This window comes from Shimia sp. R9_1 (assembly GCF_017743775.1).
Lineage (GTDB): Bacteria > Pseudomonadota > Alphaproteobacteria > Rhodobacterales > Rhodobacteraceae > Shimia.
Window position 1 is genome coordinate 410,861 of record NZ_JAGHRN010000001.1, and the last position, 16,524, is coordinate 427,384.

At 60.6% G+C, this 16,524-nt stretch carries 8 protein-coding genes; 5 read left to right on the forward strand and 3 right to left on the reverse strand.

What is annotated here, in order from left to right; translation table 11 throughout:
- Nucleotides 1-3: 3 nt before the first annotated feature.
- Both J7399_RS02030 and J7399_RS02035 read right to left on the reverse strand, forming a co-directional pair.
- Entirely contained in the window at nucleotides 4-1,215 is a 1,212-nt protein-coding gene (locus J7399_RS02030) for an iron-containing alcohol dehydrogenase (RefSeq protein ID WP_209083843.1), read from the reverse strand.
- Between the two features lie 167 nt (nucleotides 1,216-1,382).
- Nucleotides 1,383-2,834 carry a coniferyl aldehyde dehydrogenase gene (locus tag J7399_RS02035; RefSeq protein WP_209083845.1) on the reverse strand — a complete coding sequence of 484 codons (1,452 nt, stop codon included), beginning with the start codon at nucleotides 2,832-2,834 and terminating at the stop codon, nucleotides 1,383-1,385.
- 1,068 nt (nucleotides 2,835-3,902) lie between these two features.
- Here J7399_RS02035 and J7399_RS02040 point away from each other — a divergent pair.
- The 5 genes from J7399_RS02040 (at nucleotide 3,903) to J7399_RS02060 (ending at nucleotide 14,005) form a co-directional block, all read left to right on the forward strand.
- Nucleotides 3,903-6,245 carry an ankyrin repeat domain-containing protein gene (locus J7399_RS02040; RefSeq protein WP_209083847.1) on the forward strand — a complete coding sequence of 781 codons (2,343 nt, stop codon included), beginning with the start codon at nucleotides 3,903-3,905 and terminating at the stop codon, nucleotides 6,243-6,245.
- Nucleotides 6,246-6,662: 417 nt separating this feature from the next.
- Nucleotides 6,663-8,576 carry a thiocillin family RiPP gene (locus J7399_RS02045; protein WP_209083849.1) on the forward strand — a complete coding sequence of 638 codons (1,914 nt, stop codon included), beginning with the start codon at nucleotides 6,663-6,665 and terminating at the stop codon, nucleotides 8,574-8,576.
- A gap of 103 nt (nucleotides 8,577-8,679) precedes the next feature.
- The gene (locus J7399_RS02050) at nucleotides 8,680-10,926 is read left to right on the forward strand and encodes a TOMM precursor leader peptide-binding protein (protein WP_209083851.1); all 2,247 of its coding nucleotides are present in this window, start codon (nucleotides 8,680-8,682) and stop codon (nucleotides 10,924-10,926) included.
- 14 nt (nucleotides 10,927-10,940) lie between these two features.
- Nucleotides 10,941-12,347: a SagB family peptide dehydrogenase gene (locus tag J7399_RS02055; RefSeq protein WP_209083853.1), complete on the forward strand. Its 1,407-nt coding sequence runs from the start codon at nucleotides 10,941-10,943 to the stop codon at nucleotides 12,345-12,347.
- Nucleotides 12,347-14,005 carry a S41 family peptidase gene (locus J7399_RS02060; RefSeq protein WP_209083854.1) on the forward strand — a complete coding sequence of 553 codons (1,659 nt, stop codon included), beginning with the start codon at nucleotides 12,347-12,349 and terminating at the stop codon, nucleotides 14,003-14,005. The genes J7399_RS02055 and J7399_RS02060 overlap by 1 nt, the downstream gene beginning before the upstream one ends.
- A 4-nt stretch (nucleotides 14,006-14,009) precedes the next feature.
- On the opposite strand, the gene J7399_RS02065 is transcribed toward J7399_RS02060, so the two are convergent.
- Nucleotides 14,010-16,445: an FAD-dependent oxidoreductase gene (locus J7399_RS02065; RefSeq protein WP_209083855.1), complete on the reverse strand. Its 2,436-nt coding sequence runs from the start codon at nucleotides 16,443-16,445 to the stop codon at nucleotides 14,010-14,012.
- Nucleotides 16,446-16,524: the final 79 nt, after the last annotated feature.

Here is a 16,524-nt window from a genome sequence, read left to right on the forward strand (position 1 = left end):
CCTTCACACAAAACGCACCGACCGGCCGCCGCTTTCCACAGACTTCAGGATCGCAACCACATCCGCCTTGCGCATCACACGCGGCACCGCATAAGAGCTGCGCGCTTCCACCAGCGCCTCTTTTGCAATGGCGTCAAAATCCGCAGGCTGCACATCTTTCAGGTTCACAGGGATGCCCACACGCTCCGCCAGCGCATCAACACGAGCGATGAACTGATCCACCTGTTCGGGCGCAAAAGCATCCGTCTCAGTGCCGCTCAGCATCCGCTCCAGCTTGCCATATCTCTGCGCTGAGGCGGTCTTGTTGAACCGCAGCACCCGCGGCAGCAGGATGGCATTCGCGAGCCCATGCGGCGTGTTGTAATGCGCGCTGATCTGGTGGGAAATCGCATGCACATAGCCAAGGCTCGCCTTGCTGAAGGCATAGCCCGCCAGAAAGGAACCCAGCGCGACCATTTCCCGGGCATGTTCATCCGCCCCGTTCTCATAGGCCACCGGCAGGAATTTGACGATCAGCTTGATCGCCATGGCGGCATCCCGGTCTGTGTCAGCAAAGCGGTAGCGCGAGGTATAGGCCTCAATCGCATGGGTCAGCGCATCCATTCCGGTCGCAGCCGTCATCGGACCGGGCAGAGATTTCAGCAGGCCCGTGTCAAACGCGGTTGCGATGGGAATATATTTGGGGTCCACGAAAAACGTCTTCTTGTGGGTCTCCGTGTCCGAAATCACCGCCGCGCTGGTCACCTCAGAGCCGGTACCAGAGGTTGTGGGCGCCACATAAAACGGCAGTGGTGGCTGTTTCACCTTCAAAATGCCGGTCAGCTGCGCCAATGTCGTCTTGCTGGTGCTGGCCGCCGCAATCACTTTGGCCGCATCAGTGGCAGAGCCGCCGCCCACCGCAAAAACCGCATCACATTGCCCCGCGCGGCTTGCGGCCAATCCGGCCTCCACAACCGCAAAGGTCGGGTTAGGGATGATGCCATCAAACACCGTGACCGTGCAGCCCGCCTCTTCGAGAAAGGCGATCAGCTCATCCAGCATCCCGTTCTTCAGCAAGAAACCATCGGTCACCAGCAAAGGGCGTTTCTGCCCGCTGATCACCATCAAATCCGCCAGCTTCAACACAGCCCCCTGCCCTGAGAAAATCAGCGGCTTTTGTGGCGGGAAAAACGTGGATAGCGCGCGCAGGGCATAGGTGATCGGGGAGCTCATCATCTGTCAATCTCGGAGAAAGGCATGGGCCCAGCCGTCTTCAAAGGCGCTGGGAGAGGTAAAGAGCCGAAGCGCGCGCACGACGCGCTTCGGTGTGGTCTATGCGGGATCATCTGTGCGGGGAGGAAGCGCAATGTTCAGATGATCCCAGAGGCCTGAGCCTGATCAGCTTAGGGCTTTTTGAAGCGCCACAGCTGGAATTTGACCATGATGTTGAAGAACTTGTTGTTCCATGGTGCAGCAACCAAAGCTGTGGCGTTGAAGCGCCCTTTGCGCACGACACCCTTGGCCTTTGAAAAGTTCAGGAATCCCTCTTTGCCGTGGTAGTGTCCCATCCCAGATGGGCCGACCCCACCAAAGGGCATGTCATCCACCCCTACATGCGTGACCACTTCGTTGATGCACACGCCGCCCGAGTGGGTCTCGTTAAGGATCTTTTCGCCACGCGCATTGTCCCAGTCAAAGTAATAGAGCGCCAGCGGACGGTCCCGGTCGTTCACATACTCAATGGCCTCATCGAGCGTGTCGTAAGCGACCACCGGCAACAGCGGACCAAAGATCTCTTCCTGCATCACACGCATATCGTCAGACACGTCTGTGATCACATGCATCGGCAACTTGCGGGTGCCTTCAAAGCTGTCGTTGCTTGGGTTGATCACCTTGATGGTCGCGCCTTTTTCTTCGGCGTCGCGGATATTGTCCACCAGCCGGTCGCGCTGACGCTCGGTGATGATGGAGGTATAATCCGTGTTGGAAGCCAGCGTTGGGTAGTGCTTCGCAATCGCCTCGCTGAAGGCCTCCACAAAGGCGTTCACCTTGCTGCGCGGCACCATAATATAGTCTGGCGCCACACAAATCTGACCCGCGTTCAGACCTTTGCCAAACGCGATCCGTTTGGCCGCTTCTTCCACGGGGAAGCTGTCGTGAATGATCGCAGGCGATTTGCCACCCAGTTCCAACGTCACCGGGGTGAGGTTCTCGGCAGCCGCGCGCATCACGATCTTGCCAACCTGCGTGGAGCCGGTGAAAACAAGGTGGTCAAACGGCAGTCTTGTGAACTCTGTGGCAACTTCCACACCGCCACCGACAACAACCACTTCCTCTTCAGAGAAATGCTTATTCACCATTTCAGTGAGAACTTTGCCTGTTTCTGGGGCGAACTCCGAGGTCTTGATCATCGCCCGGTTGCCAGCCGCGAGGGCCCCAACCAATGGAGAGAGACCAAGGAAAATCGGGAAGTTCCACGGCACCACAATGCCCACAACGCCCAGTGGCTGATAATGCACCTTGGTTTTGGCACCCAACAGCGTCAATGGCACATCGCGACGGGATTGGCGCATCCACTTGCGAAGGTTCTTCTTGTTATAGTGAATACCTTCCAGAACAGGCAGGATTTCCGCCAACATGGTCTCTGCCGGCGCGCGCCCGTCAAAGTCTTTGTCCACCGCGGCCACGAGGCGGTCTTTGTATTCGATGACAGCTTTGTGCAACCGGTTCAGGCGGTCCTTGCGCTCTTCCCGTGTCGGTGCCGGAGAGCGGGTATAGGCTGCGCGGATTTTTTCCAGAGACGCACGCAGGGTTGTTCCTATGCTGTCGGTTTCCATAACGTCTTTTGCGTTCATCGCATCCTCCTAAGGCGCTGAGGTAGATTGGTATTGCAAAGCTAAGTGCTTTCGCTCCCCACCTTAATGCACCATCGCAAGCGTTTTCCAAATGTCGTCGCCGGACAACCCCCTGACACTTTCGGACACACCTTTGACGATAGTCTGGCCTGATCAGTCCCCGCTTGGCCGCCGGATACATTATACCTGCCCCGCAAAATCTGTTGTCGCGCGCATCATCTGCACGCCTTTCGCCGGTCGTTGGCTGCCTGTGTCTGAGAGAGTGTGAGTGGTGGTATTGGCAATTTCAGCCAGACAGGCAGCACGCGACCGGCGCGGTTTTGGGTGAGTGGTGGTCTTTGAAAATAGGGGCCCCGATCATCTGCGTTGGGGGGGGGGGAGGAGGGAGAGGGGGTTACGCAGACGACCGGGGATTTCAGTTGCGGCTTAGAGTAAGGCGTCCCGTCGCAACTGGAAAACAAGAGAACTGGCCAACCTCGACATCGCAGGCTTCGGGCAAACGGCAGCGCGCAAATTCGACGGTGTGGTCACTGTGAACTCAGTCATCGCATCCTCCTAAAGCTCTGTGGTTTCGGGCTTGGTGTTTCAGCTTTGACGAACCCTGCGGCCCGCCTTGTGAGGCCAATATGGGTGACTTACCTTCACGCCAACATGTTCGCGCCGGACAACTCGCTGACAGTTCCGGCCAGCGCTCTCAAAAATGTGAAGAGCACCCCTTAGGCCAGGGCGTTTCCTGCGCAACTGACGCCTAAAATTCTAAGCAGTTTTCCGCATAAGTGTTTGTTTTTATGAAACTCTGATAAATTCGGCCATCAAAGGTGTAATTTTGGCCTAGTTTTTCCAGCACCGCGCTATTTTTCTGGAAAATTCGGCCAAAACGCCCCCGAAAATCCGTTTCACAGCGCGTATGGAGCCCCTCAAAAGACTGCTACGCCGCTCTCAAGCCCAGTCCCGCAAAGTCACCACGCGCCAGATACCCGGCATTTTATAGAACCTCTGTTTGATTTTCAGAAACCGTCAACTTCTAGCCTCTACTCGAATAAGCCATCAACCGATGGGAGCCGAAAATTGGATCAACGCGTGAAGGCTGAAACAGCCGAAGACATCTTTGCCCTTATTAAGACGATTCCGGCAGATGACCCCAGCGGCCTGGTTGCCGATCTTCTGCGCGATGGCGACATCTCGGAACTGATGATCTCCATTGCCACCGACGACTTTGCCACCGTGCGTGAAAATGCCCGTGTCGGCAGCGGTGTAAACTTTCAGGGTGCTTACGGCACAAGCCCCCTGCTCTTTGCCGCCACCCTGCAGCGCCCCGATGTGTTTGCCTTCCTGATCGACAGTGGCGCGCGCATCGACCTCGCACTGACAGCTGAGGCCTCCGCCGTCACATGGGCGGCCCGCTACGGCAGCCTTGCCACCATGACCCATGTGATCAAAGCCGCGCTGGCCTTTGATGATCGCAGCCACATGATCTTCTTCCAAGCGCTCGAAGGCGCGGTGCGCTCTGATGCCCCCGAGGCCAAACTCGATCGTCTCGTCGGCTTCGGGTTCAACTTCATCCTGCCAAGCCCGCAGAAACTGACCCCCATGCATGTGGCCGCCCGCGCAGGCAACGTGGCCGCGATCACCAAGCTCGCAGCCTTCGGGCTGGACCTCGCCTCCCCCGGCGACAGCGGCATGACACCAATGCATATGGCCGTCACATCGGGTCAGCTCCACACAGTTGAGGCCCTCATCGCCGCCGGTGCCGATCTCGAAGTGACCGACAACCGCGGTGAAACCCCGCTCTTTTATGTCTCGTCGCGTGACGGCGGACAGATCTTTGACGCGCTGATCAAAATGGGCGCCAAAGCGGATGCCCGCCGCTTTGATGGCGGCACCATCCTGCACAAGGCTGCGGCTCTGGGCGATGTGCGCCTGTTTGACCGCCTGGTGGGCCTCGGCATTGGCCTTGAGGACCGCGACAACAAGGGCAACACCGCACTGCACGCGGCTTCTGCCGCCAGCCAGCTTGTCGCCATGCGCAAACTGCAAAGCCTCGGCGCAGATCTTGAGGCCACCAACGGCCGTCAGGAAACCCCGATCTTCCTCACCATCAACGCCGAAAACCCCGCCTCCTTCCGCGCGCTTGAAAAACTGGGCGCGGATCTCTCCAAACATCGCAGCTACGGCACCAGCCTGCTGCATGATGCGGCACGCTGGGGGCGCATGGAAATTCTGCAGACCCTGCTGGAAAGCGGCGTCAACGTGAACTGCAAGAACGAGTTCGAAGAAACCCCGCTGCACTTCGCGGCCAAATTCGGCCATATCGAGGTGATCAAAAAGCTGCATGAGTTTGGCGCCGATCTGGAGATGGAGAACAAGCAGGGAGAAACCCCTATCAACTCCACCATGGAGGCTCTGGGCCGCAAATCCTTTGCCACCCTCTCCCAGCTTGGCGCAAACACCAAGACCCTGAACCGGTTTGGCGAAGGCCTGATTCACTCCTCCGCACGCTGCTCCGACCTTGAGATCTTTGAGAAGGTGATCGAGGAAGGCGTGGACGTCAACGCCACCTCCGAAATCGGCGAAGGCGCATTCCACTACGCCGCGCGCTCTCCGCTGGCCAAGAAAAAGCTGGATATCCTCAGCCTGCTGGGTGCGGAAATCGAGGCCGAGGATGATCGCGGACGCACCGCTATGCACTCTGCTGCCGAAGCCAAGAACATGCCGGGCATCAACGCGCTTTACGACATGGGCCTCAGCCCTGTTGCCAAAGACCGCGAAGGCGTCACCCCGCTGCATCTGGCTGCCGGCTCAAGCCGCTCTGAAGGCACCAAAGCCATCAAGGCGCTGGTGGGCATGGGCGCTGAGGTCAATGAGATCGACAGCAACGGCCTCACCCCGCTGCACTATGCCGCCGCCTCCGGCCACGCTTCCAACATCCGTGCCCTTGTGAAGCTCGGCGCGCGCGTGAATGTGACCGATCCAAACAACAACACGCCCCTGCACCTCGCAGCCAAAGCCGAGAAGAAAGAGGCCTTGGTCGAGCTCTGTGATCTTGGTGCCAACAAGGACGCCCGCAACGCGGACAACCACAATGCGCTGCATGTGGCCTCCATGGGCAAATCCCGCCGCATGGCGCTCATTCAGGTGCTGCTGGAAAAAGGCTTCGACATCAACTGGCGCACAGGCCTCGGCGAAACCGTCGCGCATCTGATCGCCGAAGATCAGGAGATCAAACCAGCCGCTCTGATCCGCCATATGGAAGAGCTTGCCGAATTGGGCATCGACTTTTTCTTCCGCAACCGCAAGGGGCTGGGCGCTCTGCAAATTGCGCAAGAACATGTGGAAAGCCACGGCGCAGAATGGGAACGCAAAAAAATCGCGCAACTGAGAAAGAAACGCGGTAAAAACGCCCCCAAATAAAAATCGCACATTCAAAACAAAGAGCTCCGCAAAAGGCGGGGCTCTTTTTTATGGACACGCCAAAGCGCCCGATACTGCGCGAATTATCGCCCAAATAAGCCCACACAACGCAAATTAATGCCGATGCGGACTTTATTCAAAAGTTTTTAGACAAAACAACCCACACCAAAATCGGCAATTGAAACTTAAAATAAATACATAAAATCAACATTATAAACCAAATCAAGAATATCCAATTACGTGTATCAGTTAAAATTAACAGACCTCAAATCCACGCAAAGTCGTGGATATCTGACTTATGCACATCACCATAAAGTGATATAAAAAGAGCATTCCAAAAATACCGCGCCTGAATACCCATTCAATTTCACCAATACGGGCGCCGCAAATTTCAAATTTCAAATTGATGGAGTTGAGATGGCCAAGAAACCAGACTCATCACCCAAAGGCGACTCCGCTGAATCCGCCGAGGGTGCAGAGACCCCACCCCCCGATACATCCCGACCTGCGCCCGATATACAGCTCGCCTGGGCGCAAATCATTTCCACCGCCTCACAGGACGCCAATTACGCCCAAAGCGCCTTCGCGGATCTGGCTTCCGCCTTCAAAGACATCGGCATTGAGGACATCTCCGGCGTCGACATGGACAAAGATCTTGTCCCCGCCCTGCCGGATGCCCAGCGCATGGTCACCGGTGCACTCAATCTCAAAGCGCAGGAACAGGCGGCGCAGGGCATGGTGGCCTACGGCTATTCCTACGGCACCTATGCCACCGCCCCCGCTGACCAAGCGAGCCATTGCCAACAAACCGCCGTCGATACCGCCGAAAGCCCGGATCAGGGCAACGCATCTCAAGACAGTTCAGACCAAAGTGATTTTCAAGGAGGACCCCAAATGTACACCGATCAATCAGGCACCACGGCCACCTATATGGGCGGTTGCGTGGGCTCCTTCGGAACCGCTGGCTCACTTGGATCCATTGGCGGCACGGCGGGCTCCGCGGCCACTGTCGGCTCTTATGGCTCAGCCGGGATACCCGATCCCGAAGGCCCCGCCGCCACCGCCTTCACAAAGCCGACCCAGCCGACAATTCAAACCCAGCCAACCATCGCAAGCATCAAACCCACCATTGGCTCGCTGGTCAGCCGCCCCTGCGTCCCAACGCAACCCACTGTCGCCACGAGACCAACACAGCCCTGCATTCCAACACAACCCACGCAACCTTGCGTCCCTACGCAACCCACCCAGCCGTGCATTCCCACATTGCCAAGCCAGCCGCCTTGCATCCTGACAAAGCCCTGCGTGCCCACACAGCCCTGTATCCCGACGCAGCCAACCGACGCGACGATCAAGCCCACCATCGCCTCTTTGCAATCACAGGCCAGTCTGGTGAGCCAGCCGCCCCCCATTTCCTCCACCCGCCTCTCCGGCAGCACCTATGGCGATCCGATGATGGGCGGCTGCTGGGGCAGCGCCGGCACCATCGGCAGCGCAGGCACCTTTGGCGGCACCGCTGGCACCGTCGGCACGGGAGCCTGCTACGGCAGTGCTGGGGATAGCGCCAAGCTCACCCCCGTGGATCCCTGCACCGGCAGCATGGTGACACAGCCCACCATCGCGTCGGTCAAACCAACCATAGCGACGCTGCAAACCGTGGCCTCTCGCCTCACGCAAGCGTCAATCAAGCCAACCGTTGCCACGCAACAGACCACCGCGTCGCTGAAAACCATCGGCTCGCTGGTCTCGCAACCTGCGCCCCTTTCCGCAGAGCCCATGGCAGGCGGCTGCAATGGCACCTTCGGCACCGTCGGATGCCTTGGCTCCGTCGGCGGCACAGCAGGCAGCGCAGGCACCGTGGGCACCTATGGGTCCGCAGGCATTGTCGCCGATCTGCAGACCGAGCGCGCCAACATGATCCCCTTTGGCCCATGTCAGCCAACAACGATGACCACGGCCACCGCTCAAGGGACCTTCAAGGCCAATATGGCTGACATCAGCTCAACCCGTCTGTCCGGAGCCACCATGGGGTCTTTTGCCACCTATTGCGGCTGTGTCGCGGATATGGGGGATCTGCAGGATCCGATGATGGGCGGTTGCTGGGGCAGCGCAGGCACCATCGGCAGCGCTGGCTCCTTTGGTGGCACTGCAGGCACCGTGGGCAGCGCCGCCTGCTACGGCTGCGCCGGGGACTCGCTCACCATGGAGCTCAACCCCGCCGCCATGAGCCGCGCAACTGTCTCCACGCTGCGCTCGGCGATGGAGCTGCAACCAATGGGCGGCGCGGCCAGCTACGGCTGTGGCGCCACTGTGGCCACCTACCCCTACGGCTAAGCCCGCCCCGGTTTAGTCCTCTGCATCGCCCGCACGCATTTCGCGGGCGATGCCACGCTCTCATTTTATTTCAGCGCTTTGCCCACAATCCTTGAGGTCTCTCATGCTCATCCGCCCAATTCTGAAGGAAAATTATCAAGCCTATACCGTCTATGGCGAAGGCCATGTACTGCTCTCAGATTCCGACAGTTTTGCGCTTGAGGGGCATATCCTCTCCCATCTACTTCCGCTTCTGAACGGGCACAACAGCCGCGAGGACATTGCCGCCCTGCTCGCCTCCATTGCCACGCCTGAGGAAGTCTACGCCGCGCTGGATTATCTCACACATGCCGGCCATCTGCGCGAAGCCGACCCTGAAGCCAGCCCCGAGGAAGCGCTTTTCTGGTCGTCCCTTGGCATGAACAGTCAGGCCGCCCGCGCACAGCTCGCGCAATTCCCGGTCACGGTTGTGGCCCCCAATGCCAGCGAGCAGGCCAATGCCATCGCCTGGGCGCAATCCGTAGGCCTTTCCGTGGATCAGGAGGCCGGACGCATCACGCTTGTTGTGGTCGAAGACTACCTCGACGAAACCCTGCGCCCGCTCAACGCGCGGCTTCAGGCCAGTGGCCAGCCCTGGCTTCTGGTGCGCCCCTGGGGGCTGACGCCGCTTGTCGGGCCGCTCTTCATCCCTGGCACAACAGGATGTTGGGAATGTCTTGAAAGCCGCCTTCTGGAAAACCGCGATGTCGAGGTGATGCTCGCGGGCCGCATGGCCATCAAAGGCGCGCCTCCGCGCCCTGTGGTGCAGTCAGATGCCTTTTATGCACAAGCGCTTGCCTCGGCCACGACCCAGCTGATGCGCTACATCGTGTCCGGTCAGAACCCCGAAGTTGCAGGCGTGCTCAACCAGCTTATGCCGCTCACGCTGGAGCGCAAACCGCACCGCCTGCTCAAACGTCCGCAATGTGCTTGTTGCGGCACCCCCAGCCTCGGATTGGTGGGCGGCGCTCCGCAACAGTTTGAGGACCGCGACGCCGCCGATGGGGTCGAGAATGGCGAACGCGCCGCCAGTGCCGCGCAGACCTTTGAAAGATACGCGATCCACATCAGCCCGCTCACCGGCGTCATCAAAGAGCTCACGCCCTCGCCCTACAATGGCGTCACCCCGCTGCGCACCTATTCTGCGGGCAACAATCTGGCGGTCAAACCCAATGGCCTCTGGGGTCTCAAACAGAACCTGCGCTCGGTGTCCTCCGGCAAAGGACGCACCGATCAGCAGGCCCGCACCTCCGCGCTCTGTGAGGCGCTGGAGCGCTACTCCGGCAAGTATCGCGGGGAGGAACTGCGCGTGCCTGCCTCCCTTGAAATGCTTGGCGACAGTGCGCTGCACCCCAATGATCTGATGCTTTATTCCGACAAGCAGTATCAGGATCGCGCGGAATGGAACGCCCGCGGCAGCCAGTTCCAGATCGTGCCGGAAAAGCAAACCGCAGATGAGGTGGTCGACTGGACCCCGGTCTGGTCCGTCACCGAGGAGCGCATGAAATACCTGCCCACCTCCCTGCTGTTTTACTCCTACCCCGCGCCCAACAACCGCTTCACCTCTTGGGCTGACAGCAACGGCGCGGCGGCTGGATCCAGCTACGAGGACGCCTTTCTGCAAGGGCTGATGGAGCTTGTTGAGCGGGATTCCGTGGCCATCTGGTGGTACAACCGCCTGCCCATGGCCGAGGTCGATCTTACCGGTCTCGATGATGCGTTTGTGGCTGAGAACCGCGCTTTTTACGCCCAGCACAAGCGCGAGTTCCACGTGCTCGACATCACCACCGATCTTGGCATCCCGTCCTTTGTCGCCATCAACCGCCGCGTCGGCGGGCCGACAGAGGACATCGTCATGGGCTTTGGTGCACATCTGGACGCCCGCGTCGGCATCCTGCGCGCGCTCACCGAAATGAACCAGTTCATGCCCGCCGTGCTCAGCGTCGGCGTGGACGGGCGCACGCATTATGCCTTTGACGATCCCGACAGCCTGAACTGGTGGCAAACCGCCACCTATGAAAACCAGCCCTACCTCGTGCCGACCGGCACAGCGCGCAAGCTCGCAGACTATCCACAGATCTCCGCCCCCCGCATCACCGACACGCTGCGAGGCGCCATCTCGCGTGTCGAAAATGCGGGCCATGAGGTCCTCGTGATCAACCAAACCCGCGCCGATATTGGCCTCCCGGTGGTGCGTGTCTTCGCCCCCGGCCTGCGCCATTTCTGGGCGCGCTACGCCCCCGGTCGTCTTTATGACGTGCCGGTCAAAATGGGCCGGATGGAGCGCGCTTTGACCGAGGAACAGCTCAACCCCATTGCGATGTTCCTCTGAGAAAGGAGGCCGCCATGCACCTCTGGATAGATCCCCCTCAGGATCAAGACGTAGCAACGCTGCTGGACACCGCGCTCACGCCGCACTCGGTGAATGCCCCCGACTTTGTGGAGACCCTGCGCGCGCTGCTGTCAGATCCGGATGGCACGCCAACAGCAGCCATCGCCAAGGCCAGCATAGAGGCGCGCGAGGCAGGTCAATCCATGGCCGAGGACGTGCTGCAAAGCGCGCTCCTGACCCTCGGCGCAATGGGATGTCTGCGCTACGGCTCAGAGGAGCGCGACGAGGCCGTCATCACCATCTGGCCGATCCAGCAATATGTGCTTCCACCGCTGCAGCCGGAACCGGATCCGGAGGCCCCCTACCGGCTGTCGCGTTTCACAAACATCCGGCGCGAGGGCGACACTCTGATCCTGGAGCGCCCGCTCTCAGGTTATCGTGCCAGCCTGCGCACCGACACCGTCACCGGCTCCAAACTCCTCGCCCTCTTCACAGAAGGCGCAACCGCCGCAGGCCTCTCTCAGGGGCGTATCCCGACCGGCCAGCGCGACACCATCTGCGCCATGCTGTCTGTCGCGGGCATCATTGGCGCGGTGGAGGAGGACGGCAAACTGGCGGAGGATCACAACGACACTCTGCGCCAGTGGGAGCCGCAAGACCTCGCCTTTCACGCCCGCTCCCGCATGGGGTTCACCCATGATCCCATCGGCGCAACCTTCCAGTTCAAAGACGACATCTACGCCCAGCCTGCCCTACATCCGGAGCCGGAAAACCTTGGCCGCGTTCCGCTGATGGCAGCGGATCTGGCCGCGCTTTCAGCCACCGACCTGCCGCTGACACAAGCGATGGAGCTGCGCAGCTCGCGCCGCCCGCGCATGCGTCGCGCTCTGACGCTGATGGAACTCGGCATCTTTCTCTACCGCACCGCCCGCATCCGCTCACATTTTGAAACCGACCTCGGCAGCTTTACCTCCCGCCCCTATCCTTCCGGTGGCGGCGCCTATGAGTCTGAAATCTACATCACCGCACAAAACGTCGCGGGCCTGCGCCCCGGGTTCTACTTTTATGCAGCGGCCAGCCACGAGCTCCTCTTATTGCGCGACTGGGATGCCTCCTGTGCTGCGCTGGCCAATGATGCGCTCACCGCCATGGCCATGACCTCTGCCCCCGATGCGGTGCTGACCTTTGGCAGCCGCTTTCAGCGCATGCAGTGGAAATATTCCGGCATGGCCTACGCCACACAGCTCAAAACCACCGGCGCGGCCTATATGGCCTTCTACCTCGCCGCCACCGCCATGGGCCTCTCCCCCTGCGGCCTCGGCCTTGGCAACGCCGCGCTTTTTGCCCAGCTCACCGGTCAGGATCCTCATGTGGAAGGCTCTATCGGCGAGTTTGCCCTGTCCGGTCCGGGAGACGCCTGATGCCACAACCCTCTGACAATCCGCCCCTTGCCCTCTGGGCCGTCCGCAATCAGGACACGCCCATCCCCGCCGATGAGCGCCGCGACATCGCCAACCGCCTGCGCGAGGTTTTGGGCGACTACTACGTGCATCTGCCACAAAAGGTCGGCTCCATGGCGATCAACCCCGTGCGCGAGCTCGAACTGCTCGCCGATGATGCCGACGCCTATTTCTCTTCCCACGCTTTCTTCCGCCGTCTGCTGAGCATCTTCACCAGCCTGCGGGACCGCCACACCACCGTGCGCATGCCCGCCCCTTGGAACCAGATGATCGCCTTCCTGCCCTTTGTGCTGGAGAGCTGTTATGAGGATCAGCGGCGCAAGCTGATTGTCACCAAGTTGATCAATGCGCCGGATGATCCCCACTTCAACATCGGGGTCGAGATCACCCATTGGAACGGCGTCCCGATCCGCACGTTCATCGAGAATTTCTCCTGGCAGACCAATGGCTCCAACCCTTGGGCGCGCATCGCACTGGCCCTGCGCGCACTCACCCTGCGCCCCATGGCCTATGCCCAACCGCCTGATGAGGATTGGGTCACGCTCACATTCATCGACGGCACCGGCGCACAGCGCAACTCCACCTTTCAGTGGCAAGTGGTCATCGCCCCAAGCGCGCCTGCTGGGGGTACGGGCGCACAAGGCGGCGTGGCAGAAGAGGCCGCCGAAGGTGCCGCGCCCCTGCTCGGGCTCGACGCAGGCACCGATGTGATCAACCAGGGGCTTCAGGCGCTCTTCTCCCGCCCGCTGCGCGCCCGCAGTCAGGTGCTGGGCCTCACCGCCGCAGACACCGGCCTGCGCGTGGATGAGCTGCAGGGGGCTACGCAGGCCGCCCCCGGCATTCGCCCCTCCATCCTCACCCTGCCCGGCGGGGAGAGCTACGGTGTGCTGCGGATTTTTTCGTTTCACACAAACAACATCCGCGCCTTTGTGGAGAATATGGCCAACATCCTGGCGCAAATGCCGCAATCCGGTCTGATCGTGGATGTGCGTGCCAACCCCGGCGGCACCATCCCAGCAGGCGAAGCGCTCCTGCGCCTGCTCACCGACAAACCTGTCAGCTTCAGCCGCAACACCTTCCTCGCCACGCCCGCGACCCGCAAACTCTCAGGCGGCGCAGAGTTTTTCCACCGCTGGAAACGCTCACTCGACATGGTGCTTGAGACCGGCCAGATGTTTTCGCAGGGCTTCCAGCTCGTCGAAGACGCCCATTGGCAGGGCTTGGAAGGCAGCTACACCGGCCCCGTTGTCGCCATCATCGACGCACTCAGCTACTCCACCACCGATTATTTTGCCGCCGGGTTTGAGGACAACAAGATCGGCAAAATTATCGGCCTTGACCCCACCACAGGCGCGGGCGGGGCCAATGTCTGGTCACTTGATCAGATCGACCGCTTCGCGCAGGCCGCAGGCGCATCACCAATGCCGCCGCTTGCTGCCGGTGTGGAGGCCAATATCGCCGTGCGCCGTGCGCTGCGGGTGGGCGACAATGACGGCCTACCGCTTGAAGGCCTCGGCGCACGCCCTGATTTTCTGCATCTCACCACACGGCGCGACATTGTCTCCGGCAATCAGGATCTTTTGCTGCGCGCCGTTGATGTGCTCAAAAACAACGGCTGACGCCTCAACTGCGCACCTTGGTCAGCTCCGGATCATAGGGCGACGGCGTGATCACTTCGGCGTCGTAAAGCCCACCGCAAAGGTCCGCCTGCATCCGCGTGCCAACCTTCGCCAGCTCCGGCAGCACATAGGCCATGGCAAGGTTCATCCCCACGCGGTGCCCCCAAGCGCCAGAGGTGACAGTGCCAACAACTTTGCCTTCGGCCATCAGTGACGCACCGCCATGGGCAGGCAACGCATCTGTGTCGATCTTCAGCGTGACCAGCCGCCGCTGCCGCCCCTCCACCTGTCGCGCCACCAAGGCGTCACGCCCCACAAACGCGCCTTTGTCCAAAGTCACAAACCGCGCCAGACCGGCCTCAAAAGGATCAAACTCAGTAAGGATCTCCGCCTTCCAATGCAGATAGCCTTTCTCAAGCCGCATCGCCTCCACCGCGCGACTGCCAAACAGGGTCAACCCATGCGCCCCGCCCGCTTTCCGCAACGCCAGATAGGCCGCATAAAGCTGGTTGTTGGGCACATGAAGTTCATAGGCCAACTCCCCGGAAAAGCTCACAGACATCACCACCGCTCGCGCGATGCCCACAAATGTCTCGCGCACGGACAACCAGGGGAAGCCTTCCGCTGACCAATCGCCGCGCGCCGCCGCCGCAAGCACGTCCCGCGCCTTGGGCCCTGCCAGCACAAGGATGGTGAAATCATTGGTCAGCGAACGGATCTGCACATCCTCATCAGCCCCGATATGGCTGCGTAACCAGTCCATATCGTGATACTCCGCCGCCGCAGCAGAGCCATACCAAATCCGCGCAGGCCCCGTGGCGCTCGCAGGGAGATTGGCCACCGTTGCCTCACTCTTCAGCATGCCCTTCTCGTTCAGCAGATAGCCCAGCCCGACACGCCCCTCTTTGCGCGGCAGGCGGCCACAGATCATCCGGTCCAGAAAGCTCTGCGCATCCGTGCCGGTGATCTCAAACCTGTTGAACCCGCTCACCTCTGTCAGGCCGACGCTGCTCGCCACAGCCGCCACCTCCTTGGCCACAACCGGCTCAACCTCGGTAAACCCGAAGCTGTGGCTTTCCTCAAAATCCGACGTCGGCTTGATGTAGTCCATCCGCTCCCAGCCATTCACCACGCCAAATTCTGCCCCCTCTGCGGCCAGCACCGGCGTCAAAGGCGTGGTCTTGATCGGCCGTCCCGCCGGGCGATGCTCATGGGGGAAGTGAAAGCGGAACTCGTTCTGGTAATCCTCAATCGCCTTCAGCGCGGTCAGCTCCACATTGCCATGGCCCGTGAACCGGCGCGGATCAATCACCCAGGTGTCATAGCAGGCTTCTCCATGCACGATCTGCTGTGCCAGCAGCCAGCCATGGCCACCGCCCTCGCCCAGCCCGGCCCGCAGGCCAATGATGCAATAGGCGTTGCGCTTGCCCGGGATCGGCCCCACCAGCGGCGCGCCATCAATCGTATAGGTGATCGGCCCGTTGATCACCGTATGGATCCCCGCCTCCATAAGCGCAGGCATCCGCGCAAAGGCGCCCTCCAACACGTCCGTCACACGGTCGAGATCATCCGGGCACAGAGCGTTGGTGAAATTCGGATCAATCCCATCCATGCCCCAGGTCTTGCAGTCCTGCTCATAAAACCCGAGCAACAGGCCGTTCTTTTCCTGACGGCAATAATAATCGCTGATCGGACAGCGCAGCAGCGGCATCCGGTGCCCCGCATCCCGAATGGCCGGGATCTCCTCGGACAGGAAATACTGGTGCTCCATAGAGGCCACCGGATGATGCACCCCCATCATCGCGCCCACCTCATTCACGCGGTAGCCGCAGGCGTTCACCACAATATCGGCGTGGATCGTGCCTTTGGGGGTCTCCACCTCCCAAGTGTCATCCTTGAGCTGCCGCAGCGCGGTTACCGGCGTGTGCCTATGCACCTCCGCCCCCGCAAGCCGCGCCCGCCGCGCCAGCGCCTGACAGAGCTGCGCCGGATCGATGTCCCCATCCATCGGGTCCCAAAGCCCGCCCAGCAGGTTGTCTGTGGAAATCAGCGGATGCCGCCGCGCGCATTCCTCCGCGTCAATCACCTCAAAATCCACATCCATCCCCCGCGCCATGGAGGCAAAATGACGATAGCCCTCCATCTGCGCCTCAGTGTTGGCCAGCCGAATGCCACCGTCACCATGGTGATAGTTGATCGGATACTCAGGATCATTGGCCAGCTCCTGATAAAGCCGTATCGAATGGCTCTTCAGGCCGACCATGGTCTGCGTCATGCCAAAGTTGGTGACCTGCGCGGCAGAGTGCCATGTGGTGCCGGAGGTCAGCTCATCGCGCTCCAGAAGCATCACATCGCTCCAGCCCTCTTGCGTGAGGTGATAGAGCGTCGAGCAGCCCGCAATGCCGCCCCCAATCACAACAACCTTGGTCCGCGTCTTCATCCTGTGGTTCCCTCTCCTCAACCTCTACGTGGAGAGTGGGAAAGCAAAACCGCCAACGCAAGCGCTTTTCCGACACGAA